The organism is Bradyrhizobium macuxiense (assembly GCF_007993935.1).
GTDB classification, from domain to species: Bacteria; Pseudomonadota; Alphaproteobacteria; order Rhizobiales; family Xanthobacteraceae; genus Bradyrhizobium; species Bradyrhizobium macuxiense_A.
This window is the reverse complement of record NZ_VITY01000020.1, coordinates 41,120-63,958: the sequence shown is the minus strand read 5'-3', so window position 1 is coordinate 63,958 and position 22,839 is coordinate 41,120. Positions and strand designations below refer to the sequence as shown.

The following is a 22,839-nucleotide window of genomic DNA, read 5'->3' as shown; positions in this document are numbered from 1 at the left end:
CGGCTATGCGGGATTTCGTCTTTCATGCTCAGCCCTCGCGCGTCGTGTTCGGCGTGGGCTCGTTGCGCTACCTTGAGCGGGAAATCGATCTGCTCGGCGCGCACCGCGCCTTGGTGTTGTCCACCCCCGAGCAGCAGGCGCAGGCACAGCAGCTGGTGGACCGACTGGGGTCGCGGGTCGCGGGACTCTTTCCTCGTGCGGCGATGCACGTCCCCGTTGAAACCGCCCGCGACGCCAGAGACGAAGCTCGCCGCCTGGGTGCTGATTGCGCCATCGCCATCGGCGGTGGCTCCACCACGGGCCTGGGCAAGGCCATCGCGATGGAGACTGCTTTGCCCATCCTGGCCATTCCCACCACCTACGCCGGCAGTGAAATGACCCCCATCTACGGCGTCACCGAGGCGGGGCTGAAGAAGACCGGACGCGACCCCCGCGTGCTGCCACGCACTGTGATCTACGATCCAGAACTGACGATTCAGTTTGCCGATCGGACTGAGTGTGACTAGTGCTATGAACGCCATTGCGCATGCGGCTGAAGGTCTGTTTGCACAAGACAGCAATCCGGTGATGGATTTGATCGCCGAGGAGGCCATCCGCGCGCTGGCCCAGGCGATACCGGGGATTCGGGCCGACGGCAGAGATCTGGAGGCTCGAGGCGCTGCGCTGTACGGTGCCTGGCTATGCGGCGTGGTGCTCGGCAACGTGGGAATGGCGCTGCACCACAAGCTTTGCCACACGCTCGGCGGAAGCTTCAACCTGCCCCACGCCGAGGTGCACACCATTGTGCTACCGCATGCCATTGCCTTCAACGCGCCGGCGGTGCCGGCGGCGATGGAGCGCATTGCTCGGGCACTGGGCGCCGCCAATGCTGCGCAAGGTCTTTTCGATCTGGCAAGCGACAACGGCGCCCCGGTGGCTTTGCGCCATATCGGAATGGCGGAAGAAGACTTGGACCGGGCGGCAGACATCGCGGTCAGCAACCCGTACTGGAACCCCAGACCGATCAGTACGGCCCAGCGTGGTGAAATCCGTCAGTTGTTGCAACACGCCTTTGAAGGTGCTCGCCCGGATGCGAGAGGGCCGTGAATTATGCGGTGCCTTGATTATTTGAGACGCCGAAGAGCAAGGTGGCGAACACCGCCCGGTGCATTCCACGACACGGCTTCACGACGCTGACGCCCCCCCGTCGGTACCTTTTCAGGAGGCAGTACGAAATGAGCGACGCAACTATCGATTTTTCGCACCTCCGCCAATGGATCGGACGGAGCGAGACGCTGAATGATGAGATCACGCGCGCGCCGGTTCGGGCCCTGAGTGCGACGTTGGATCTTCCTGAGATGGAAATTTCTGACGGGATGCCGCTTCCGCCATTGTGGCATTGGCTGTATTTTCTGCCAGCTCACCGGCAAAACGAACTCGGTTCAGATGGCCATGCTCGCCGAGGCGGCTTCTTGCCGCCGGTGCCGTTGCAGCGTCGGATGTGGGCTGGCGGGCAATTTGAATTCCACTCGCCGCTAAGAGTGGGCGACTCGGCAGAACGAGTCTCGACGATCGACGATATTGTCACTAAGGACGGGCGCACTGGTCGGCTGGTATTCGTCAAGGTGCGGCATGAATTGCTCCGCGCTGGTCATGCTGGACCGGCGATCACCGAGTTTCACGACATTGTCTATCGTGCAGCGAAACATCCCGCCGATGCGGAACCCGCTCCGACGCCAGCACAGACTGGTGCTCCCTGGCAGCGTCATGTCGATCCCGACGACGTTCTTCTGTTCCGCTACTCAGCCCTGACGTTCAATGGCCATCGCATCCACTATGACCGGGAATACGTGACCAAAGTTGAAGGTTACCCCGGCCTGGTGGTTCACGGTCCACTGATTGCTACGCTTCTTGTTGATCTGGTACGCCGGCAAGCGCCCGGTCGAGAGATTGCCCGCTTTCAGTTCAAGGCTGTTCGCCCCACGTTCGACGGGAAATCCTTCAGCCTTAACGGCGCACCGTCCGCGGATGGCCGCTCTGTTGGCCTGTGGGCGGCTGATCATGAAGGTTGGCTGACCATGCAGGCAACCGTGACCTTTGCCTGAACGATAGAGCTCCCTCATGTCATTGCCACTGGAAGACATCACCGTCGTGTCCCTCGAGCACGCCATTGCCGCGCCTTTCTGCACCCGCCAGCTCGCGGACTTGGGTGCGCGTGTTATCAAGGTCGAACGGCCTGGCACAGGCGATTTCGCCCGCGCTTACGACGATCGGGTCCGTGGCGAGGCCTCGCACTTTGTTTGGACCAACCGTGGCAAGGAAAGCTTGGTCCTGGATCTGACGCAGCCGGAGGCGCTGTCGGCCTTGAAGACCTTGGTGGGTCAGGCGGACGTGCTCGTACAAAACTTGGCGCCCGGCGCCACGACGCGCATGGGGCTCGACTATGCTTCGCTCAGCGTCGCGCATCCGCGGCTGATCGTCTGTGACATCTCTGGCTACGGCAGCGACGGTCCCTACCGCGACAAGAAGGCGTACGACCTCCTGATCCAGAGCGAAGCAGGTTTTCTCTCCATCACCGGCACGCCCGACACGCCGAGCAAGGCGGGCAACTCGATCGCCGACATCGCCGCTGGCATGTACGCCTACAGCAATATCCTTTCCGCGCTGCTGTTGCGCAATAAAACGGGCGAGGGGACACATATCGATCTGTCCATGCTCGAAGCTCTGGCAGAGTGGATGGGTTATCCGTTGTATTACGCTTTCGAAGGCGCATCGCCACCCTTGCGGGCAGGAGCCTCCCACGCCAGCATCTACCCCTATGGACCATTCGCCACTGGGGACGGTGGCACGGTCATGCTCGGCCTGCAGAACGAGCGAGAGTGGAACGCGTTCTGCAAGCTTGTTCTCGACGATGAGACGCTCCCTCTCGATGAGCGGTTCGACAGCAATACACGACGCAACGCCAACCGGCAGTCGCTCGATGCTATCATAGTTGGCAAGTTCAAATGTCTGAACCGTGCCGAAGTGCTCGAACGGCTGGACTTGGCGGGCATCGCCAATGCGTCGGTCAATGATATGGCCGGGCTGTGGCGGCACCCCCAGTTGGGGGCCCGCGACCGCTGGCGTTTCGTCGGCAGCCCGGCCGGAGAAATTCCGGCCCTTCTTCCGCCCGGGCGCAGCAATCGCTGGGAGGCTCGAATGGGACCAATTCCGCAATTGGGCGAGCACACCGAGGCAATCCTTCAGGAGCTCGCTGCTGGCTCAAAGCCAGCCTGACGCACGAGCTGCAGAGGTAAACCATGGCATTTGACACCGACGGCATTGGCACCTTAACCGAGCGCTTCGCGGCACTGTGGTCAGGATTGAGATGGACCGACGTTCCCGAGGCGGATATCGCGGGCATCAAGGATCACGTCCTTGATACGCTCGCCGTTGCGCTTGCGGGCGCGCGTACCTCGGAAGCCGCTCGTGTTATCCGCGTACTCACGACGGCGAACGGGCGCAAGGCTGGCGCAACCGTGTGGGGCACCGCGGACCGGTTGCCGCTGTCGCAAGCCGCGCTCGCGAATGGTACATCGGCGCACGCCCGTGACTTTGACGACGGTGGCGGGGCAGGACATGCCGGGTCGACGGTTATTCCGGCTGCTCTGGCGGTTGCCGAGTCAACAGGCGCCTCGGGGCGTGACTTCCTGCTTGCAACAATCGCCGGCTACGACGTCGGGTATCGCTGTCTGCTCGCTATCGGGGGATTTGCGGTGCACACCGGCCGAGGCTGGCACTCGTCGGGCACCATGGGAAGCCTTGGTGCTGCGGCCGCCGCAGCCAAGGTGCTTGGGTTGGACGCGGAGCAGTTTGCCGATGCCTTAGGCATCGCGGGCTCCTTTACCGGAGGTGTGTGGGCATTCATCGACGACGGGGCGATGACGAAGCGCCTTCACCCCGGAAAGGCGTGCGAGACTGGCGTGGAGGCAGCCTTGCTTGCTCAGGGCGGCGTTACCGGTCCGCGTCGGATTTTCGAGTCGGAATTCGGGGGGCTTTTCACTACGTACAATAGCGGTGTTGGCTTCCGGGAGAAAGCCCTGGATGGTCTCGGCGTTAATCTCAACGTTGCCTCTTCTTACCTCAAACCCTACGCTTGTTGCCGCGGCAGTCACTCCACAATCGACACGTTGCTTGCGCTGATGAGCAGTCGCGGCCTGCGGTCGGACAACGTGAAGCGCATCGACATCGCCGCTGGTCAGACCGCCTATGACATGATCAATGTCTATCCGATCGAAACAGTCTTTGATGCGCAGTTCAACCTGCCCTATGCGGTGAGTGTGGTGCTGGTCAGCGGCGAGGCTGGCCTCGGTCAGTTTGAGCCACCGAGGCTCAACGAGCCCGAGGTGCGCAGTGTGTTTGACCGGATCAGCTTTACGATGGACCAATCAATTGGCTTGGAAGATGGCCCTCGATTGCACATCGAGCTGACTGATGGCACGATCATCGCCACACCCGCAGGAAATCCGACGCTCGCCAAGGGATCGGCTGTGCAGCCGATGACGCACGTCGAAGTGGTTGCGAAGGCGCACGCCCTGGTCGATCCGATTGATCCCGCCTTGGCCGACGCGCTCATATCAGCAGTGGAGGGGCTAGACCAGGCGTCGGACGTCACGAGCCTGCTCAACGCACTGAAGGTAAGGAGTGAACTCCCATGATAGCGGGGATGTAGCGGGACCGGGCTACAGCAAAGTACCCGGCCTGCGCTAAGCCGAGGATGCCTGGGGCCGACACTGAGGCCTAGCTCTCGTTGATCAAGCCGCGGCTCGTTGGCCGTCGGCTTCCTCTCGCGCAGCCTTCACCCGGCGCGGTCCTGCGCCGAGATCACGCTGAACAAAAGCCCCAAAGCGCGACGGCGATTCCACCGATCGTATCGCGGCTTTGACACCGGATCTGATGCGCAGAAATCAACCGTCCGATCAGTCATCCGGCTCTGCCACAATGGTGTTGGACAGCACGCCGACACTGGATATGTCTACCTCGATCGTGTCGCCCGGCTTTAACCATACCTGGGGGTTACGGAACGCGCCAACACCGCCAGTCGTGCCGGTGATAATGACGTCGCCAGGATTGAGAATCGTGAAGGCCGAGCAATAGGCAATCAGTTGCGGCACGTTGAAAACGAGATCGGAAATCGGCGCCTTCTGCATCATCGCGCCATTGAGCCGCGTCTCGATCGAAAGCGTCGCGGGATCGGGGATTTCGTCGGTCGTAACCAGCCAAGGACCGAACCCGCCGGTGCCGGGGAAGGTCTTGCCGGGAGTAAACTGCGTCGTATGAAATTGCCAGTCGCGAATACTGCCATCATTGTAGCAAGAGTAGCCGGCCACGTGGTCGAAGGCCTCACTTGTTGGGATTCGCCGGCCCCGCTTGCCGATGATGACCGCGAGTTCGCCCTCGAAGTCGAACTGTGACGATTCGCGCGGGCAGATCATCGGCTGCTTGTGGCCGACCTGGCTGTCCGGATAACGCACGAATATCATCGGCTTCTCTGGCGTGGGGAGACCGGCTTCCGCGATGTGAGTTGCATAGTTTATCCCTACGCAGAGGATCTTGCCTGGGTTCGGGACGACAGGCTCGAAATCGATCTCGGAGAGCGGGAGGGGAGGCGGCGATGCTGCAGCCAAATTGGCATCATCGAGCCCCTCGGACGCGAGCAGATCCTTCAACGTCGGCGCGCGTGCTCCCATTGCAGCGCCGATGTCCCTTATGATCGCGCCATCGACGATGCCGTAACTTGATTGCCCTTTATGCTTGAAGCTCGCCAGTTTCACGCTGTTCTCCTCTGTTCTTCGGGTTGCGGTTCAGTCATTTTTGGGAAGTTCGACGAACGGCGCACAGCTACAACGGCCACTTGGTGCCCTGGATCGCCGGCTGGCTTTGTCAATGTCTTGCCGTTCCTCCGGCTCATCGTAAGTCAAGGGCAGAGGATGCTGCGCGTAACCGTGATCAAATGCTGGCGCAGCAGGTCGTCATTTCGGATCGCTGGTGCAAACCGCGCGATGTGTTTGCGCGTTGCCAGCGTCATTCCCATCGCGCTAATGGCACCAAAGAACGCAAGATTCGCGTCGAATTCCCGATTGCCGACCTCGCCATGGACAGTCTCGACAAGCGGCACCACGATCCGACGCAGCGGCTCGGTCAAAAGGTTCTGGAGCAGTTCTACTTGCTCGCTCCCCTCGCCCTTGACGAGTTCCCTGACAATGAACTGGGGAAATTGAGGCCTTTGGCAAGCCAGGACGATCAACTGCTCAATGACGGCGTCGAGACGGTTACCCGACGAAACCTCGGCATGATCAACTTGCAACGTCGCCAAGGACGCGATCGCCTCACGCGCAAAACGTTCGACCACCGCCTCCCATAATTCGATCTTTGATCCGTACCGGTAGGAAATCAGCGCCACATCAACATTCGCCGCGGCTGCGATTGACCGCAGGCTCGCCTTGTCGAAGCCGTGTTCGGCAAAGGCATCTAGAGCGGCCTTGAGGAGTATTTCCTCATTGCGTTCCGCCCCTTTGCGCGGCCGACCGCGCGTTTTCGGTACCTCACGGACTTTCAAGAACACCTCCACGATCCGCGGCGAACCTTGACCTTAATGCCGTTGCCGAATATATTCAACAGTTGTTGAATTTAAACCGCAGCTTGCTCCGGCCCCATCCACAGGGCGATAGGGCAACATCTGTTTCTGCCCAAAACTCTCGACTATTGAGGGGCTTGGGCTGAGGTCCAACGACGGTGAGCGGCATGTGCGCGCGCCATACAGCGCACTGCGCCCCAAGCGTTGGTTGCGCGGGGATCAGATATGGAAGGCGGCGATCAGGTGCCGGTGCGCTCACAGAGAAGGTGAAGGTGCTGCAGCGTTCGCTGCGGCGATAGATCGATCGCTTGATTAGATCGATTGTGATGGACGACGACGTATCGCTGCGAGAAGGCGTGAACCGGCGGAGGGGTTCGGTGGATCGGCTAACGGAACTGGAGATGTTTGTTCGGGCGGTTGAGCTTGGCAGCATTACGCGTGCAGCTGAAAAGCTGGGCTTGTCGGATCCAAGCGCCAGTCGCTGTCTCAGTTCGTTAGAGCAGCGGCTTGGCACTCGTCTGTTAGAGAGGACGACGCGCCGACTTTGGCTGACCGATGCGGGGCGAAGCTACTATCAACGTTGCACGGAGCTGTTGGCCGAGCTCGCGGAGGCGGATGCGGAAGCCGCTGACTCCACGAAGCGACCGTCAGGCATACTTTCCGTCACGAGTTCGCCGTCGTTCGGAATGATGCACCTCGCTCCGATTCTGCCGCAGTTTCAGCGTCTTTATCCCAACATCTCCGTTCATTTGATGGCAGCAAATCACTATCAAAACGTGATCGATCCGGGCGTAGATATCGCTATTCGGACCCGTCCTTTCGAGCGAGATTCGAGCATTACAGTCCGGAAGCTAGCGCGAACGCGGTATCTACCGGTGGCTTCACCAAAGTACCTGAAGGAGCGTGGTAGCCCTTCGGAACCAAAGGACCTCCAAGATCATCCTATGCTGCTATATGGATTTGCTCGCGGGCTGCAGCCATTTCGTTTCGCGCGTGGGGACAGAAAAGAAACCGTACGTCTGAACCCTGCAATTCAGTCCACCGAAGGCCGCGTGCTTTGCGCAGCGGCACTTGCGCATGGTGGCATCCTTATTCAACCCATGTACACCATCTATGACGACCTTCGGGCGGGACGGCTCGCGCCCGTTCTTGAAGGATGGAAACTCGATCCCATGACCATCAACATCGCATACCACACGCGCAAGCATCAACCTGCCAGGATCCGCATCTTCGTGGACTTCATTCTCAAACAGTTTGCAGAGCGACATTACGAGCAGAAGTGGATGAAATGAAGCTGTCGCGCAGTCTACAAGCTGTGAGTAAGCTGATGCCGGCGGGACATCGTAATCGGGCATCCGCTTCGCCCGCTTGAGTTGTTACGATATTGCGCATGTGAGCTCAGCGCACCAAATCCCATTAAGCCTCACTTCCCATTGCGACTTTCGAGTAACCCTCGCGTCGAGGCCATCCAGCCGCCTGTGGAGGTCGCACGAAGCGCACGGTCGCATGCGGGCGCGGGGCGGTCTCGCGCAAGGATAGTTGCGGATACCGCAAGACTCTCTTTCCGTCGCAGCATTTCTGGCGCTTGTCTTGCCCAATACTGTGATGGGCACGCAAGCCTAAGGGAGCAGGCGTGGCAGCCGGCTGACAGATGGCGCGCGATTTGGCCGTCTTCGGTGTTCGAGCGGCGCGGGGAGAGCCAGCGTCAACAAGAAGGTTTATGAGATCCCTGCCCATCGCGACCTCGACGACATTGCCCGCATCATGGTCTCGGGGCTGCCGTTCGGTGCCCAGAAGCGCCCCAAATGAGGAAGCCCCTGGCATGGCGGTCGGTGGCGTCAGCCGAATGCCTGGCTCGACTGCCGCTTCCGCTCTCATCCTCCTCTGGTTGGACACCGTGGAAGGCACTTCCAGCCGCGCTGTGGCGTGCGCCGATCGGTGCGCTCGTGCTGCTCGCTATCCGGCTCAAGGCCGCGTGGTGCCAGGCAGATCGCGATCGCCGACGAGCGTGAATCGTGAATTACCGAAAGCATTTTGAAACCCTAGCAAGGAGCCATGAAAATGATTGAGAGGACTCTGCGGTGTATCCTTCTCGCCGTAGCGACCACCGTGTTCGTTACGAGCGTAACATTCGCCCAACCAAAATACGACGCCGGCGCTACCGATACCGAGATCAAGATCGGCAATACCTCGCCCTACAGCGGTCCAGCCTCGTCCTATGGCGTGATCGGGAAAACGGAAGAAGCGTTTTTCAAGATGATCAACGACAGGGGCGGTATCAACGGCCGAAAGATCAAATTCATCAGCTATGACGACGGCTATTCTCCGCCCAAGACAGTTGAGCAGGTTCGCAAACTTGTCGAAAGTGACGAAGTGTTGGCCGTATTTAGCTCGATCGGCACTCCAACCAACACCGCAATCCAGAAATACCTCAATATCAAAAAGGTCCCGCAGCTCTTCATCGCTAGCGGCGCCAAGAAGTGGGATGACCCGAACAACTTTCCCTGGACCATGGGCTTTCTATTGGACTTTCAGACCGAAGCCCAAATCTATGCCAAGTGGCTGACGAAGGAAAAGCCAGACGCCAAGATCGGAATTCTTTATCAGAACGATGATTTCGGAAAGGAGTATCTGAGGGGCGTCAAAGAAGGGCTCGGGCCGAAGGCATCGAACATCATCATGGAAGAAAGTTATGAGGCGTCCGAGCCATCGATCGACTCGCACATCATCAAGCTTAAGGCGGCAAACCCCGAGGTGTTGATGATTTTCGCGACGATCAAGTTCGGCGCGCAAGCCATCAAGAGAACGGCCGAGCTCGGTTGGAAGCCGCTCCAAATCATCAACAACGGAGCATCCTTCGTCAGCAGCGTCATGAAGCCGGCCGGGTTCGAAAATGCGCAGGGCGTCTTGTCTGCGGCCTACGCCAAGGATGGCTCTGACCCGCAGTGGAACGACGATCCGGGAATGAAAAGGGTGTACGACTTCTTGGACAAATATATGCCGGGTGCGGACAAGACCGATGGCGGCATCATTCATGGCTACGGAGTGTCTCAGACGCTCGTTAAGGTCCTCGAAATGTGCGGCGACGATCTGACCCGTGCCAACGTCATGAAGCAGGCGGCGAGCTTGAGAGACTATGCACCCGACACTCTGCTGCCCGGAGTAAAGATTAACACGAGCGCGACGTCCTACGCTCCGATCACGCAGCTCCGTATGCAGCGTTTCAAGGGTGAGAAATGGGAGCTTTTCGGCGACCTTCTCAGTAGAGACGCTCAACGCGAATAGCGTGCGTCTGCGTTAGTGAAACGATCCTGTTGTGCGCTCCTCGGCTCGAGTCTGTGCCATCGGCGCATGGACTCGAGTGTCGTAGCTCCAAGTGACGGATTCGGTATAGCCGAAGTAGGGCGAGGGGCGCCGTCCATTCGTTCAGGCGAGGAAATAGTCTATTGCGGCGCGGGCATGTTTCGGATGATCCCTGAAGACTAAGCTCTGTTCACGACAAGAGCGGAATCGGTGGGAGGATATAGTGTTTCTAGGCGACGGCGCCGATATGCGCGCATTTTCTCATCGCCGGTGGACTGCTGCCATCGCGCGATCCAGCCAAACCCAAAGTTCGAGTGCGTGCGATGGATCTCACCAATTCCGTGCCGTCGGAGCCTCGCTATGAATGGCGGTCGCGCTGCGTTATGCGTGGAACAGAAAGAGCTCGTCGCGGAGGGCGTCGTCAGACTCCGTCTGGTTGATCCGCGTGGCGTACGCCTCCCGGACTGGGCACCCGGAGCACATATCGACCTGAATCTTTCAAACGGCCTCACTCGTCAATACTCGCTCTGTGGAAATCGCTGGGACGCGATGTCGTACGAGATTGCCGTGCTGTTGGAGCCAAACAGCCGCGGCGGGTCTGAATTCATCCACCGGCAGCTACAAGTCGGCGACCTCGTGCAAATGGGGGGGCCGCGCAACAATTTCAGGCTCGTGCCTGCGGATAGCTATCTCTTCGTCGCCGGAGGAATTGGCATTACGCCGCTGCTCCCGATGATCGAGCATGCAGCGAAGATGGAAGCGCCATGGACCTTACTCTACAGCGGCCGGCAACTGTCTTCGATGGCATTCATCGATCGGCTGCAGTCATACGGTGACCGAGTCGTGATCAGGTCTCGAGACACGCAGGGACGCTTTGACCTTGGTGCCGCGGTCTCAAACCTGCGGCAAGGAGCCAAGGTCTATTGCTGTGGGCCGACATCGATGATCGATGCACTAGAACAGTTCTGTCGTTCTCTTCCGACCGGTGCGCTCCGAAGAGAGCGTTTCACCGCGAAGGTGCAGACTAGCCCGGCGCGCTCTACCGCTTACGAGGTCGAACTCGCGCGCAGCGGAAAGGTGCTGACCGTCGAGCCCGGTGAAAGCGTGCTCAATGCCATCCTCAAAGCTGGCGCACCATTGCTTGCTTCGTGCCGCGAGGGGCTGTGCGGGACCTGCGAAACTACGGTCCTCAGCGGAGTTCCCGACCACCGGGACTCGATCTTGAGCGATACTGAGCGGGAGCGCAACCTGTCGTTCTATCCCTGTGTCTCGAGGGCGGCCTCGGACAGGCTGGTCATCGATCTCTGAGATTCCAAGGAGCACCGCAATGGCGCGACTGAGTCAACTCGTTCCGAGCTCTGGGCATGAGCCGCCCATCCTTGTTGACGACCCGTTCAGCGAAGCGGTGTTGAGCAGCCCGTTCGAATTTCAACACGCGCTCCGAGAGGCGGGACCCGTCGTCTATCTGTCCAGCCACAACGTCTATGCTATGGGCCGCTTTGAGGAAGTGCGCGCGGCGTTAGTCAACTGGCAAGGTTTCGAATCCGGCAACGGTGTTGGGCTGTTTAACCCCCGCCACGAGACACCCTACCGGCGTCCGCCCAGCGCGATCCTGGAGCTCGACCCCCCGATCCACGATGCCCCCCGGCATGCGCTCGAACAGGCGCTCGGTCCTCGTATGCTGACAGGTTTCAGGGATGGTTGGGCGCGCACCGCGGAAATCATGGTCGAGGAACTCTTGAATCGCGAGGTGATAGACGCGGTAGCCGACCTCGCGGAGGCATTTCCCTTGAAGGTATTTCCCGAGGCGATGGGCATACCGGAAGAGGGGCGTGAGAACCTGCTGCTCTATTCGGACCACAACTTCAATTCCTTCGGACCCAACAACGCGCTCGTTGAAAACGGGAGAGCGGCTTTCACCAAGCTGGTCGGATGGATGGGTCAGCAAGGCAGCCGAGAGTCGCTTCGTCCCGACGGTCTGGGAGCCCGCATCTGGGCGAAGACCGATGAGGGGGATCTCACCGCCGCGCAAGCGGCGGGAGTCATAAGATCTCTGCTCATCGCAGGACTTGACACGACGGTGCATGCGCTGGGCGCAATCATCGACGCATTTTTGTCTGCGCCCCGACAATGGGAGCTTCTGCGCGCAGAGCCGACGCGCGCGCGGGTCGCGTTCGATGAAGCTGTTCGCTGGGCATCGCCGGTCCAGACATTCTTCCGCACAGCCACACGGGACATTGGTGTCGCCGGGACGAAGATACCCGAGGGGGAGAAAATACTCATGTTCCTTGGTGCGGCGAACCGTGATCCGCGACGATGGGACAATCCCGACCAATTCGACCTCAATAGGGACCCGTCGGGTCACGTGGGCTTCGGAATGGGAATTCATCGTTGCGTCGGGCAGCATGTTGCACGGCTGGAAGCGGAAGTCGTGTTGCACGAGCTTGCGCGACGGGTTGCACGGATCGAACCCTCGGGTGAGCCAAAGCCGCATTTGAACAACACGTTGAGGGGGTGGAAGACGCTGCCTGTGCGGCTCATTCCCGCCTAAATGTCACCTCTAGCCGATCGCGCCTGCGAATTCGATTGCCGGCGCGGGTCGAATGGTGAACCCAGTAAGTCGCCTCGAATTTGTTCGATCAAAGATGAGTCCTTGTCCGGTGTCATCCGGCGGCAAGCGTGGTGCCTCGATCCGCAGTTGCTCGTTGAAAGTCTGTGGAAAGTTTATCGAATTCTAATCCTAACCGGAGACCAAGATGGCTCTATCTGCCGCGCTCCCTCCAACCTTCGTGCTGGTACATGGCGCATATCACGGAGGTTGGTGCTGGAAACCACTTGCGCGACTGCTGCGCGCAGCCGGTCACGAGGTATATACGCCGACCCAGACCGGCCTCGGCGAGCGCCGGCATTTGATGTCGGACAAGATTACAATGGAAACCTTCGTGCTCGACATCGTGAATTTGATCCTCAGCGAAGATCTGAACGATGTCGTGCTCGTCGGTCACAGCTATGGTGGCCGATCGAATAGTGGAGTGGCGGACCGCATCCCCGAGCGGTTGCGCCGGTTGATCTACATCGATGGCGGGTTAGCGCCGGATGGCCGCAGTTTTTTCGATGCTCTCCCCGAGGAAATGCAGAAGACGTTTACAAAAACCTCATTCGATTTCGACGGCGGGATCAGTCTCCCCCCTCCCTGCGCGACCGTTTTTGGAGTGCAGGACCCGGAGCAGGTAGCTTGGCTCAATCGCTTTCTGACGCCGCAGCCGTTGAGCGTGAATCGTTCGACGTTGCCGCTCGTCAACCCCCTCGCCAACGGCTTGCCCGTGACCTACGTCGAATGTGTATCGCCTCGCTTGCCATTCGCCGCCAGCAGCGTCGGATATGCAAGGAAGCAGCCGGACTGGCGCGTGCTCGAATTCAATGGCGGTCACAACGCAATCGTTACACACGCGAAGGAAATGGCCGAACTGTTGCTGCGGGAGGGCGCTATCGCGCGGCCGGCGAGTTCAGACGCGGCTGAATAGCAAGCCGGATTGCTGCGAAAGCTCAACGGAAAAGTGACCATGGATCTACGAATTTCAGGTCGAAAGGCCATCGTGTGTGCTTCTTCCCAAGGGTTGGGGCTCGCTTGCGCCGTGGCACTGGCTCAGGAGGGAGTCCAGGTCGTGATCAATGGTCGCAACGCGGAAAAACTCGAGGCGGCGCGCGAGACGGTAGCGGCGGCATCGTCCGACCGAGCGTGCCTAACCGTGGTCGCCGACATAACGACAGACCCCGGGCGCGCCGCGCTCATCGAAGCTTGTCCGGATCCCGATATTTTGGTCAACAATAATGCGGGACCGCCGCCGGGAAGACTGGAGAACTGGGATCGCGAGGCTTGGATCGGGGCGTTCGATGCCAATATGATTCCGGCCTTGTTGTTGATGCGGTCGGTAATCCCGGGCATGCGGGCCAGAAAATTCGGACGCATTGTGAACATCACATCCGCAATGGTGAAATCGCCCCTCTACATGATGGCTCTCTCAACCGCCGCAAGGACCGCTCTGACGGCCGCATGCAAGGCCATCTCTCGGGACGTCATTGAAGACAACGTCACCATAAACAACCTGTTACCCGAACGCATCGATACGCCTCGCCAAGAATTCATGGCACGGCGGTTGATGGACGAGAAAGGCATCACCTACGATGAAGCCCGCCGTCGGATGGCAGACACGATTGCTGCGCGACGGTTCGGCCGGCCAGAAGAATTCGCTACGGCGTGCGCGTTCCTGTGCGGCGTTCACGCTGGTTTCATCACCGGACAGAACCTGCAACTGGACGGCGGCTCGTACTCGGGATTGATCTGACGGGCAGGCTAGCGCGCCATTTGCCTTTTAGAGACACTTAACGCAGCCAAGCGCGGGGCGGGATCGTTTCACTAACGCAAGAGGAGTCTAAATTGCTACCTGTCAAACGTCTCAGCCATATCGTCATGGAATCTCCCGATGTTCTGCGGGAGGTTGCGTACTACGAACGTGTCATTGGACTGGTTGAACTCGGTAGAGACGGCTCCGCCGTTAACCTCGGGACACAAGCGGGCACTTTAGCCGTCACGCTCCAGAAAGGGCCTGCTGCACGACTGCGCCGCATCTGTTTGCAGGTGGATTCCAATATGGAATTGTCGGATGTCGACCGCATTCTTCGTGACGATGGAATATCACCGGCGACGCAGACGGGGTTCTATCCCGGAATTCCGGCGACGCGGAGTTTCACTGGGCCCGATGACGTGACCATTGACATTTTCAGCTCGGTGACAAACCAGGCTCAGCAGCCCGGGCGAGGCGGCGTGAATCCCGTAAAGCTCGGCCATGTTGCGTCCTGTACGCAGGGCCTCGATCCGCTGATTGAATTCTACAAAGACGTTTTGGGATTTCGGTATTCTGATTCCGTTGAGGGGTCCTTTGTATTCCTCAGATGCGGAGCAGATCATCATTCGTTGAACTTCCTTGGTCGTCCACGAACCGGCCTTCACCACATAGCGTTTGAAGTGCAGGATCGAGCAAGCCTGATGGACGCCTGCGAAGTTCTTGGCGCCCATGATATCGACATAGTTTATGGGCCCGGGCGCGCCGGTCCCGGTCACAATCTCCATGTCTATCATCGTGCGCCGGATGGCTACATGGTCGAAATCTTCACTGAGCTGGACCAGATGTCTGACGAAGCGAACGGCTATTTCGACCCTCGCCCTTGGCATAGGGACGACCCGCAACGACCGAGAGATTGGAAGTTTGGTAAAGATCGGTTGGCGGTGTGGGGCGCACTCCCGCCTGCAGATTTTCTGGACTAACGAGCCGCCGCCGCACCGAACTGCCCGCCGATCGGCAGCGTCACGCGAAGATATTTCTCGGAGCGCTCGCCGTCGCCCAGCCATACGGCGAGAACCGCGGCGACGGCTGCGTCTAGTTGATTGGGGCGATCTGATCGTGAGCGACGAGGAGGATGCTCCGAAACCCCGCATTCGGACGAGATCGGTAGCTCCGTCGATCGGTCAAAAAGATGATTGGACGGCGCAGAGCACCTCTGAATCAATCAGATACGTGATGTTCTGGCTTGCAAGGCGAAAGCGGCACGAAACTGCGGGTATGCAATAAGCTCTGGCCATCTTTAGTCTTGACTGCCCTTCCTCAGGAATACGCGGGAGCAAAGACAAATGAAGCTGATCTCACGAATGGCATGCATCACGTTCGTGTCGGTGCCCTTGATGAGCGCTGTGACATCTGGCAGCGCGCAAACAAGATACGAGACCGGCGCAACGGATGCGGAGATCAAGATCGGCAACATCATGCCCTATTCCGGAGCGGCGTCCGCTGGAGGGGCCATCGGTCGGGCCGAGGCGGCATATTTCGCGATGATCAATGGCGCTGGTGGGATCGACGGCCGCAAGATCAACTTCATTACCTATGACGACGCCTATAGTCCTCCGAAGGCCGTAGAACAGGCGCGAAAGCTTGTTGAGGGGGACGAGGTACTGTTTGTGTTCTCGCCATTTGGAACGCCTTCAAATGCGGCGATCCAGAAATACCTCAACGCAAGGAGAGTGCCGCAGCTATTCGTGTTCTCGGGCGCTTCAAGATTCGCGGATCCACGCAACTTTCCATGGACTATGATGGGTTGGTTGCCCACATATCGACTCGAGGCGAGCATCCATGCCAAATACCTATTGAAAGAGAAGCCGCTGGCCCGGATCGGCGTGCTCTACCAGAACGACGACGGCGGTAAGGACTATCTCAAAGGCCTGAAGGAGGCTCTTGGCGAGAAGGCCGGCTCGATGATCGTGGCGGAAGAAAGCTTCGATGTCGCCGAGCCAACGATCGACACCCATATCGCCAAGCTCAAGGCGTCCGGTGCAGACACACTGATCGACCTGGCGCCGCCGAAGTTTGCCGCGCAGGCAATCAAGAGGGTTGCGGCCTTCGAGTGGCGGCCACTGCATATTCTTGCCAGCTTCTCCAAGTCGTTGGGCGGCGTTATCAAGCCAGCCGGGCTCGAGAACGCTCAGGGCATCATCTCGGCCACTATTTCGAAGGATCCCGAAGACAGGCATTGGGAGAACGACCCTGGGATGAAGGCCTACAATGAATTCCTGACGAAAGCGTTCCCAGAGGGCGACAGGCGTGACTCCAATTCCCTGATTGGCTACGGCTTGGCACAAATGCTCGTCCAGGTGCTCAAGCAGTGTGGTGACGTCCTGACGCGCGAGAATGTCATGAAGCAAGCGACGAACCTGAAGGACTTTCGCAGCGAAGTGCTCTTGCCTGGCATTAAGATCAACACCTCGTCCACCAACTACACACCCGTGAGCCAAATGCAAATGATACGCCTCAATGGAGAGGAATGGGAGCCAGTCGGCGACGTCATCTCCGGTGACATAGATCAATAGTCGGGAGAGTTCTGTGAGCGTTGCTACCGTCGAGGAGATCGGAAGCCGCGGCCCTTGCGCCGGTCGGCTGAAAGATAAGGTGGCTTTGATTACCGGTGCAGGCGCCGGCATGGGTCGAACGGTATCGCTCCTGTTCGCCGAGGCCGGAGCCAAGGTGCTTGGCAGCGATGTGAATGCGGTTGGGCTGGATGAGACCGCGCGTCTGGCCTCGCAACGCGGCCTGTCGATTGAGATCGCGACGGTCGACGCCTCGTCCGAGCAACAGGCGATAAGTTGGATCGCGGAGGCGGTACGCAAGCACGGACGTGTCGACGTGCTCTACAACAATGCCGCCAGCGTGCGGATGGCGCCGTTCTCCGAAATGACAGCACAGCAATGGCAGGAGACTCTACGCTGCGAGCTGGACGTCGTATTCTTCCCTACCAAGGCGGTCTGGCCGCACATGGTCGCCCAACAGGGTGGCTCGATCATCAATATTGCGTCAGTTGCCGGCATGCTCGGCGGCGAAGGAACGGGTGCCAGCGCGCATGCAGCCGGCAAGGGCGGTGTGATAGCTCTGACGCGGCAGCTTGCAACGGAAGGTGCGCCGCATTGGATCCGTGTAAATTCCATCGCACCCGGTCCCATCCTGACGGAGAACATACGCCCGCGCTATGAAGCCGACATGCGCCTGCGAGCGCAGTTCGATGACACTCCGGCCTTGGCGCGGACCGGATGTCCGATCGACGTCGCCTACGCGGGACTGTTTCTTGCGTCGGACGAAGCGTTGTATATCACCGGAGTTAACTTACCGGTCGATGGGGGAAAAACCTGCAAGAGCGGCCCTATGGTGAATCGGTCGGCCGTAGCCTAAAGGAGCCGATCGTCGCCCGAGCGAAGCATGGAGACGCGGTATGTAGAGTCGCGGGCGACAAGAATGGCGTCCACCGATGCCAATCGCGTGATGACCTCGTGAGTCAGATGTGCATGGGAGGCGAAAGATGCCCGGCCGAACGATGTTCCAGAAGATATGGGACGACCACGTGCTCGCCGATCTCGGGGACAGTTTCTATCTGTTGCACATTGACCGTCACATCATGCACGACCTAGGCGGACCGGGAGGGATACTTAGTGTCGAGCAACGTGGACTACGCATCCGCAATCCCGAGCTCACATTCGCGACCGCAGACCATGCCATTTCCACGGCCAAGGGGCGCGCAGGCACCTCGGGGGTGGGAGTGCGCCTCCTGGAGGGTCTGCGCACTGGCACGCGTTCTGCCGGCATTCGCCTCTTCGATATCGGCGAACCGGTGCAGGGAATCGTGCACGTCATTGGACCGGAGCTTGGACTGACCCTGCCGGGTGCGCTGCTAGTTTGCGGCGATAGCCACACCTGCACGCATGGCGGGATCGGAGCCATGGCCTTCGGAATCGGAACGACGGAGGTAACTCATGTGCTTGCGACACAGACGTTGGTGCAGCCGCAGCCGAAGACGATGCGCGTGCACCTCGAGGGTGACATGGCAGTGGGCGTGACGGCCAAGGATTTGATGCTTCACGTGATTGGTGCGATCGGTGTCGGCGGAGGCTCCGGTTACGCGGTGGAATATGCTGGCAGCGCTATCCGTAACATGAGCATCGAAGAGCGGTTGACGATTTGCAATCTGTCGATCGAATTGGGTGCCAAGATTGGTATGATCGCACCCGATGAAAAGACCTTTGCTTATCTGAAAGGACGCAAGTTCGCGCCGGCCGGCGAATTGTGGGATCGCGCGATCGCCTATTGGCGAGCGCTGCCTTCGGATGCTGACGCGGAGTTTGACCACGAGGTCGAGATCCAAGTTGACAACGTTGCGCCGCATGTCACTTGGGGCACCAGTCCGGAGCAGGTTCTGCCAGTCGATGGCATGATTCCCGACACCGCCACCTTGGCGGATGCCGGCAAGCGTGAGGCTGCCGCGGCGGCGTTGAAATATATGGGCCTTCAACCAGGCAGGCCGATCATAGGGACGCCAGTCGATTGGGTCTTTATCGGTTCCTGCGCGAACAGCCGGATTTCCGACCTCCGATCGGCGGCCAAGGTGGCGCGCGGGCGCAAAGTGGCCTCGACTGTGCGGGCCTGGGTCGTACCAGGATCGGAATCAGTCAAGCGTCAAGCGGAGGCCGAAGGCCTCGACCACGTCTTTAGAGATGCTGGCTTCGAATGGCGGGAGCCTGGCTGCTCGATGTGCGTCGCGGCCAACGGCGAGACGGTTCCGTCCGGTCAACGTTCGGTCTCGACCTCGAACCGCAACTTTGTGGGTCGTCAGGGGCCCGGGGCGCGCACTCATCTTGCGAGCCCGGCAATGGCTGCCGCGGCTGCTATTGCCGGGCATATCGCCGACGTCCGAAAGTTTGAGGAACTGACATGAAGCCTTTTGGCGTACTGACCGCCACAGCGGCCCCGTTTCTGCGCGACAATATCGACACCGACATCATCATTCGGATCGAAAGACTGGTCGGTTTGATGGGGCACGCGGATTTGGGACATTGGTGTTTCGAGCTCCTTCGTTATTTACCGGACGGCTCCGAGAACCCGGATTTCATTCTTAACCAGGAACCCTATCGCCAATCGGAGGTTCTCCTGGCCGGCGCGAATTTCGGGTGTGGATCTTCGCGCGAAGGCGCGGTGTGGGCCATGATGGGAATGGGCCTCAAGGCCGTGCTGGCGCCGAGTTTTGGCCAGATCTTCTACAACAATTGCTTTCAAAACGGCTTGCTCCCTATCGTGCTGCCTCGCACGTCGATCGAAGAGATCATTTCCGAGCTGAGGCCGGATAGTGGGGGGACGTCCGTTACGGTCGATCTTGAGCGTCAGTTCGTCGTGTCTCCGGGCGGCAGGGAATATACCTTTGAGACGCCGCCGCTGCGGCGGCAGGCTCTGCTGGACGGGGTCGAGGCGGACGACCTCAGCCTCACCCTCAAGCGAGAAGCAGAAATAGCGGCTTTCCAGGCGCGTGATCGCTGGCGCCGGCCGTGGATCTATGAGTCTGTGGAGGTACTGTCGTGACACCTTCTGACAATCGAAGTGTTGCCATCGTCGGCGGAGATGGCATCGGCCCGGAGGTGACGGCGGAGGGTCGTCGCGTCCTGGCCCTCGTCGCCGAAAAACGCTCGCTGCCGATGAAGCTCGTGGATGGAGACTACGGTGTCGAGGCGTACGAAAAGCGCGGCAGGATGTGGCCCGAGCCGACGCGTGTCGCGATGGCCGAGGCGGATGCCGTACTTTTCGGTGCCATCGGCGGCCCGGCACAACCGTTGCCTCCCGAAATGCATAGGACGGATAGTTTGCTCGCGGTGCGCCGCAGCCTCGACGTTTTCGTCAATCTGCGGCCGATCAAGACGGCGCCTGCTCTCTACGAAGCGTCGTCTCTCAAACCACGCGTTCTCAAAGGCGTTGATTTGATCATCGTGCGTGAGCTCCTGGGCGGAATCTATTTTGGTGAACCGCGAGGTGTCGAAACGCTTCCGGGCGGCGAGCGGCGCGGGGTCAATACGCACATTTACACGTCGTCGCAAATTCAGCGTATTGCGCGCTTCGCATTTGATATTGCGCGTACGCGAAAGGGACGAGTGTGCTCCGTTGCGAAGGAAAACGTCATGGAGGCCGGCCAGCTCTGGCGTGAAGAGGTTCAGGCTGTTCATGATAATCAATACCCCGATGTGGAGTTGACCCATATGCTCGTCGACAACTGCGCAATGCAATTGGTGCGAGCGCCCGCACAGTTCGACGTGCTGCTTACCGACAACCTGTTCGGCGATATTCTCTCGGATTCTGCTGCAATGGTCACCGGCTCGTTGGGAATGCTACCGTCCGCCTCGCTCGGGGCTGTTCGCGCCGACGGGCGACGTGGAGCTCTCTACGAGCCGGTGCATGGCAGCGCTCCCGATATCGCGGGCAAGGGCCTGGCCAATCCAATCGGATCGATCTTGAGCGTCGCGATGATGCTGCGGTTTTCGCTTGGCATGCCGGAAGAAGCAGATCTTGTCGAGCGTGCCGTGTCCGATGCACTCGAAGCCGGAGCGCGTACGATCGACATAGCCGTCGGCAGAACGTATGTCTCGACGAGGGAGATGGGAGACGCCGTTGCATCAGAACTGACATCGCTCCTGAACTGATTACAAGCCAAAGGCCACGCGCGTGAACTTGCGGGTGTGCCGTTCCGTCACGAGCACCGGCTCAAGCGAGTGGCCAGAGCTAGTGACGCTAGAGACGATGGGATACAGAGATGGCTGCGTTGGAAAATAAGTTGATCAAAGGGCACTCCGTTCTTGCGAAGGCGCTCATCGACAATGGCGTGGACACGATCTTCGGCCTGATAGGCGATGCCAACTTGTTTTTCGTCGACAGTTTTGTCCGCGAGCATGGTGGCAACTATATCGCGGCTACCAATGAGGCGAATGCCACCTCCATGGCGATTGGGTATGCGAATGCTTCGGGGAGAATCGGGGTCGCAACTGTTACCCATGGTCCAGGGCTCACCAATATCTGTACGACCTTGGTAGAGGCCGTGAAGGGCCGCGTTCCACTCGTCGTGATGTGTGGTGACACAGCAGCTGAGGATCGAGAAAACATTCAGGATATATCCCAACGCGATATCGTCGTTGCGACGGGCGCCGGCTTCGAGCAGCTCCGCTCGGCGAGGACGATGGCGCACGGCGTATCGATAGCGTTGCGACGCGCGATCGTTGAGCGTCGTCCAGTCGTCCTCAACATGCCCATTGATATGCAGCAGGTCGATATCACGTATAGTCCTGTTCGCTTCAAAGTGTCAGAAAAGCGAGGCCTCGTTCCGACCGGCACCGACCTTGACAATGCGATTGGCATCATCGCTGCTGCCAAAAGGCCGATCGTCTTGGCAGGCTATGGCGCATCGAGCTCCGAGGCGAGATCGGCTCTTCTGCGTCTTGCCGAGCGGACGGGGGCCCTGCTAGCCACATCGCTCAAGGGGAAGGACTTATTCCGGGATCAAGATTTCAATATTGGTCTCTTCGGTACGTTGAGTACACCTGTTGCCGTCGACCTGATAATGGAAGCAGACTGCGTCATTGCGTTTGGAGCAAGCCTTAACAAATATACGACGTCAGGTGGTGTGTTCTTGAAGGGCAAGCGTGTCATTCAGGTTTGTGATGAGCAAGCGGAGGTCGGCAATTTCGCCTCTCCCGACGCAGGCCTGGTCGGTGACACGGTGCTTGTGGCCGAGACCATATTGCATTGGTTGGATGAAGCGGAGATTCCGAGTTCCGGTTTCCGCAACGAGGACATAAAGCGAAGGCTGCGGAATTATACGCCTGGAGAGAAGTCAGGTAAAAGCAAGAGCTCCGATAGCGCGATCGAGATCACCGACACTCTCTTGCAGTTTAATAAGCTTCTTCCCGAGGACCGCTTTCTCGTAACGGATATTGGCCGGTTTGCCCTTGCCGTATTTCGATTAATTGATGCGCCGGACGTTCACTCGTTCATGCTTCCAAGTCACTTTGGAGCGGTTGGCCTAGGGATGTCGCAGGCAATCGGTGTAGCGAAGGCCGTGCCGGGCAAGCCCGTGGTCCTGTTTTCGGGCGACGGCGGGTTCATGCTTGGGGGAATGGCCGAATTTAATACTGCCGTTCGGTACCAACTCGATTTGATCGTCGTGGTGTGCAATGATGGAAGTTATGGAGCGGAGCACGTCCAGTTTCGTGCGAAGGACTTGGATCCCAGTCTGTCGATTTTCGATTGGCCGGATTTTGCCTCGGTAGCGAACGTACTTGGCGGCAAGGGATTGACGGTAAGGGCCGAAAACGATCTGCTGGCTGTAGCTGAGGCAATAAAGACAAGAAATAAGCCGCTCTTAATTGACCTCAAGCTCGATCCGGATCGTTAGGCGCGGCTGATCACTGAAACCTAAGATTGTCTCAGGCTGTATCTGTCCAGCTCACGGTAAGCCTGCGTTACTCCTGCGGCCGGCCGACTAGGTTCTCGTACCAAGAAAGAGCCCAGCAACAACTTGTCGTTGGCAAGCAC

At 59.2% G+C, this 22,839-nt stretch carries 18 protein-coding genes and 1 pseudogene; 17 read left to right on the top strand and 2 right to left on the bottom strand.

The window, feature by feature from the left end:
- Positions 1-5 precede the first annotated feature (5 nt).
- From FBZ93_RS36710 to FBZ93_RS36695, 4 genes and pseudogenes are all read left to right on the top strand, one after another.
- Positions 6-1,086 (top strand): annotated as a pseudogene (locus FBZ93_RS36710) (maleylacetate reductase).
- Between the two features lie 128 nt (positions 1,087-1,214).
- Entirely contained in the window at positions 1,215-2,084 is an 870-nt protein-coding gene (locus FBZ93_RS36705; RefSeq protein ID WP_146992269.1) for an FAS1-like dehydratase domain-containing protein, read from the top strand.
- Positions 2,085-2,100: 16 nt separating this feature from the next.
- The gene (locus FBZ93_RS36700; protein WP_146992268.1) at positions 2,101-3,255 is read left to right on the top strand and encodes a CaiB/BaiF CoA transferase family protein; all 1,155 of its coding nucleotides are present in this window, start codon (positions 2,101-2,103) and stop codon (positions 3,253-3,255) included.
- A gap of 23 nt (positions 3,256-3,278) precedes the next feature.
- Positions 3,279-4,676: an MmgE/PrpD family protein gene (locus tag FBZ93_RS36695; protein WP_146992267.1), complete on the top strand. Its 1,398-nt coding sequence runs from the start codon at positions 3,279-3,281 to the stop codon at positions 4,674-4,676.
- A gap of 261 nt (positions 4,677-4,937) precedes the next feature.
- On the opposite strand, the gene FBZ93_RS36690 is transcribed toward FBZ93_RS36695, so the two are convergent.
- Both FBZ93_RS36690 and FBZ93_RS36685 read right to left on the bottom strand, forming a co-directional pair.
- Positions 4,938-5,792, bottom strand: coding sequence for a fumarylacetoacetate hydrolase family protein (locus FBZ93_RS36690; protein ID WP_146992266.1), 855 nt, complete (start codon positions 5,790-5,792; stop codon positions 4,938-4,940).
- A gap of 143 nt (positions 5,793-5,935) precedes the next feature.
- Positions 5,936-6,577, bottom strand: coding sequence for a TetR/AcrR family transcriptional regulator (locus FBZ93_RS36685; protein ID WP_167529387.1), 642 nt, complete (start codon positions 6,575-6,577; stop codon positions 5,936-5,938).
- Between the two features lie 344 nt (positions 6,578-6,921).
- Here FBZ93_RS36685 and FBZ93_RS36680 point away from each other — a divergent pair, with 344 nt between their 5' ends.
- The 13 genes from FBZ93_RS36680 (at position 6,922) to FBZ93_RS36620 (ending at position 22,699) form a co-directional block, all read left to right on the top strand.
- Positions 6,922-7,887, top strand: a complete 966-nt coding sequence (locus tag FBZ93_RS36680) for a LysR family transcriptional regulator (protein ID WP_208764113.1) — start codon at positions 6,922-6,924, stop codon at positions 7,885-7,887.
- A gap of 769 nt (positions 7,888-8,656) precedes the next feature.
- Positions 8,657-9,880 (top strand): ABC transporter substrate-binding protein, encoded by a 1,224-nt coding sequence (locus FBZ93_RS36675; protein WP_167529386.1) that lies wholly within the window; start codon positions 8,657-8,659, stop codon positions 9,878-9,880.
- Positions 9,881-10,258: 378 nt separating this feature from the next.
- Positions 10,259-11,206, top strand: coding sequence for a PDR/VanB family oxidoreductase (locus FBZ93_RS36670; RefSeq protein ID WP_146992263.1), 948 nt, complete (start codon positions 10,259-10,261; stop codon positions 11,204-11,206).
- Between the two features lie 19 nt (positions 11,207-11,225).
- A complete protein-coding gene (locus FBZ93_RS36665) occupies positions 11,226-12,449 on the top strand; it encodes a cytochrome P450 (RefSeq protein ID WP_146992262.1) in 1,224 nt (407 codons plus the stop codon).
- Between the two features lie 205 nt (positions 12,450-12,654).
- Positions 12,655-13,422 carry an alpha/beta fold hydrolase gene (locus FBZ93_RS36660; RefSeq protein ID WP_146992261.1) on the top strand — a complete coding sequence of 256 codons (768 nt, stop codon included), beginning with the start codon at positions 12,655-12,657 and terminating at the stop codon, positions 13,420-13,422.
- A gap of 39 nt (positions 13,423-13,461) precedes the next feature.
- Positions 13,462-14,244 carry an SDR family oxidoreductase gene (locus tag FBZ93_RS36655; RefSeq protein ID WP_146992393.1) on the top strand — a complete coding sequence of 261 codons (783 nt, stop codon included), beginning with the start codon at positions 13,462-13,464 and terminating at the stop codon, positions 14,242-14,244.
- Between the two features lie 92 nt (positions 14,245-14,336).
- On the top strand, positions 14,337-15,224 hold the full coding sequence (locus tag FBZ93_RS36650) for a VOC family protein (protein ID WP_146992260.1): 888 nt from the start codon (positions 14,337-14,339) through the stop codon (positions 15,222-15,224).
- A gap of 363 nt (positions 15,225-15,587) precedes the next feature.
- The gene (locus tag FBZ93_RS36645) at positions 15,588-16,817 is read left to right on the top strand and encodes an ABC transporter substrate-binding protein (RefSeq protein WP_146992259.1); all 1,230 of its coding nucleotides are present in this window, start codon (positions 15,588-15,590) and stop codon (positions 16,815-16,817) included.
- A 13-nt stretch (positions 16,818-16,830) separates the two neighbouring features.
- The gene (locus tag FBZ93_RS36640) at positions 16,831-17,670 is read left to right on the top strand and encodes an SDR family NAD(P)-dependent oxidoreductase (RefSeq protein WP_146992258.1); all 840 of its coding nucleotides are present in this window, start codon (positions 16,831-16,833) and stop codon (positions 17,668-17,670) included.
- 127 nt (positions 17,671-17,797) lie between these two features.
- On the top strand, positions 17,798-19,207 hold the full coding sequence (gene leuC, locus FBZ93_RS36635) for a 3-isopropylmalate dehydratase large subunit (RefSeq protein ID WP_146992257.1): 1,410 nt from the start codon (positions 17,798-17,800) through the stop codon (positions 19,205-19,207).
- On the top strand, positions 19,204-19,845 hold the full coding sequence (gene leuD, locus FBZ93_RS36630; protein WP_146992256.1) for a 3-isopropylmalate dehydratase small subunit: 642 nt from the start codon (positions 19,204-19,206) through the stop codon (positions 19,843-19,845). Before leuC ends, leuD begins: the two co-directional genes overlap by 4 nt.
- Positions 19,842-20,954: a 3-isopropylmalate dehydrogenase gene (gene leuB / locus FBZ93_RS36625; protein WP_146992255.1), complete on the top strand. Its 1,113-nt coding sequence runs from the start codon at positions 19,842-19,844 to the stop codon at positions 20,952-20,954. The genes leuD and leuB overlap by 4 nt, the downstream gene beginning before the upstream one ends.
- 110 nt (positions 20,955-21,064) lie before the next feature.
- A complete protein-coding gene (locus tag FBZ93_RS36620; RefSeq protein WP_146992254.1) occupies positions 21,065-22,699 on the top strand; it encodes a thiamine pyrophosphate-binding protein in 1,635 nt (544 codons plus the stop codon).
- Positions 22,700-22,839: the final 140 nt, after the last annotated feature.

Excerpts from the sequence above, each read along its gene's own strand:
- FBZ93_RS36670 (WP_146992263.1), top strand. The coding sequence starts at position 10,259 with ATGAATGGCGGTCGCGCTGCGTTATGCGTGGAACAGAAAGAGCTCGTC.
- FBZ93_RS36620 (WP_146992254.1), top strand. The coding sequence starts at position 21,065 with ATGGCTGCGTTGGAAAATAAGTTGATCAAAGGGCACTCCGTTCTTGCG.
- FBZ93_RS36695 (WP_146992267.1), top strand. The coding sequence starts at position 3,279 with ATGGCATTTGACACCGACGGCATTGGCACCTTAACCGAGCGCTTCGCG.
- FBZ93_RS36660 (WP_146992261.1), top strand. The coding sequence starts at position 12,655 with ATGGCTCTATCTGCCGCGCTCCCTCCAACCTTCGTGCTGGTACATGGC.
- FBZ93_RS36645 (WP_146992259.1), top strand. The coding sequence starts at position 15,588 with ATGAAGCTGATCTCACGAATGGCATGCATCACGTTCGTGTCGGTGCCC.
- leuC (WP_146992257.1), top strand. The coding sequence starts at position 17,798 with ATGCCCGGCCGAACGATGTTCCAGAAGATATGGGACGACCACGTGCTC.
- FBZ93_RS36680 (WP_208764113.1), top strand. The coding sequence starts at position 6,922 with ATGGACGACGACGTATCGCTGCGAGAAGGCGTGAACCGGCGGAGGGGT.
- leuD (WP_146992256.1), top strand. The coding sequence starts at position 19,204 with ATGAAGCCTTTTGGCGTACTGACCGCCACAGCGGCCCCGTTTCTGCGC.
- FBZ93_RS36675 (WP_167529386.1), top strand. The coding sequence starts at position 8,657 with ATGATTGAGAGGACTCTGCGGTGTATCCTTCTCGCCGTAGCGACCACC.
- FBZ93_RS36700 (WP_146992268.1), top strand. The coding sequence starts at position 2,101 with ATGTCATTGCCACTGGAAGACATCACCGTCGTGTCCCTCGAGCACGCC.
- FBZ93_RS36705 (WP_146992269.1), top strand. The coding sequence starts at position 1,215 with ATGAGCGACGCAACTATCGATTTTTCGCACCTCCGCCAATGGATCGGA.
- FBZ93_RS36655 (WP_146992393.1), top strand. The coding sequence starts at position 13,462 with ATGGATCTACGAATTTCAGGTCGAAAGGCCATCGTGTGTGCTTCTTCC.
- FBZ93_RS36665 (WP_146992262.1), top strand. The coding sequence starts at position 11,226 with ATGGCGCGACTGAGTCAACTCGTTCCGAGCTCTGGGCATGAGCCGCCC.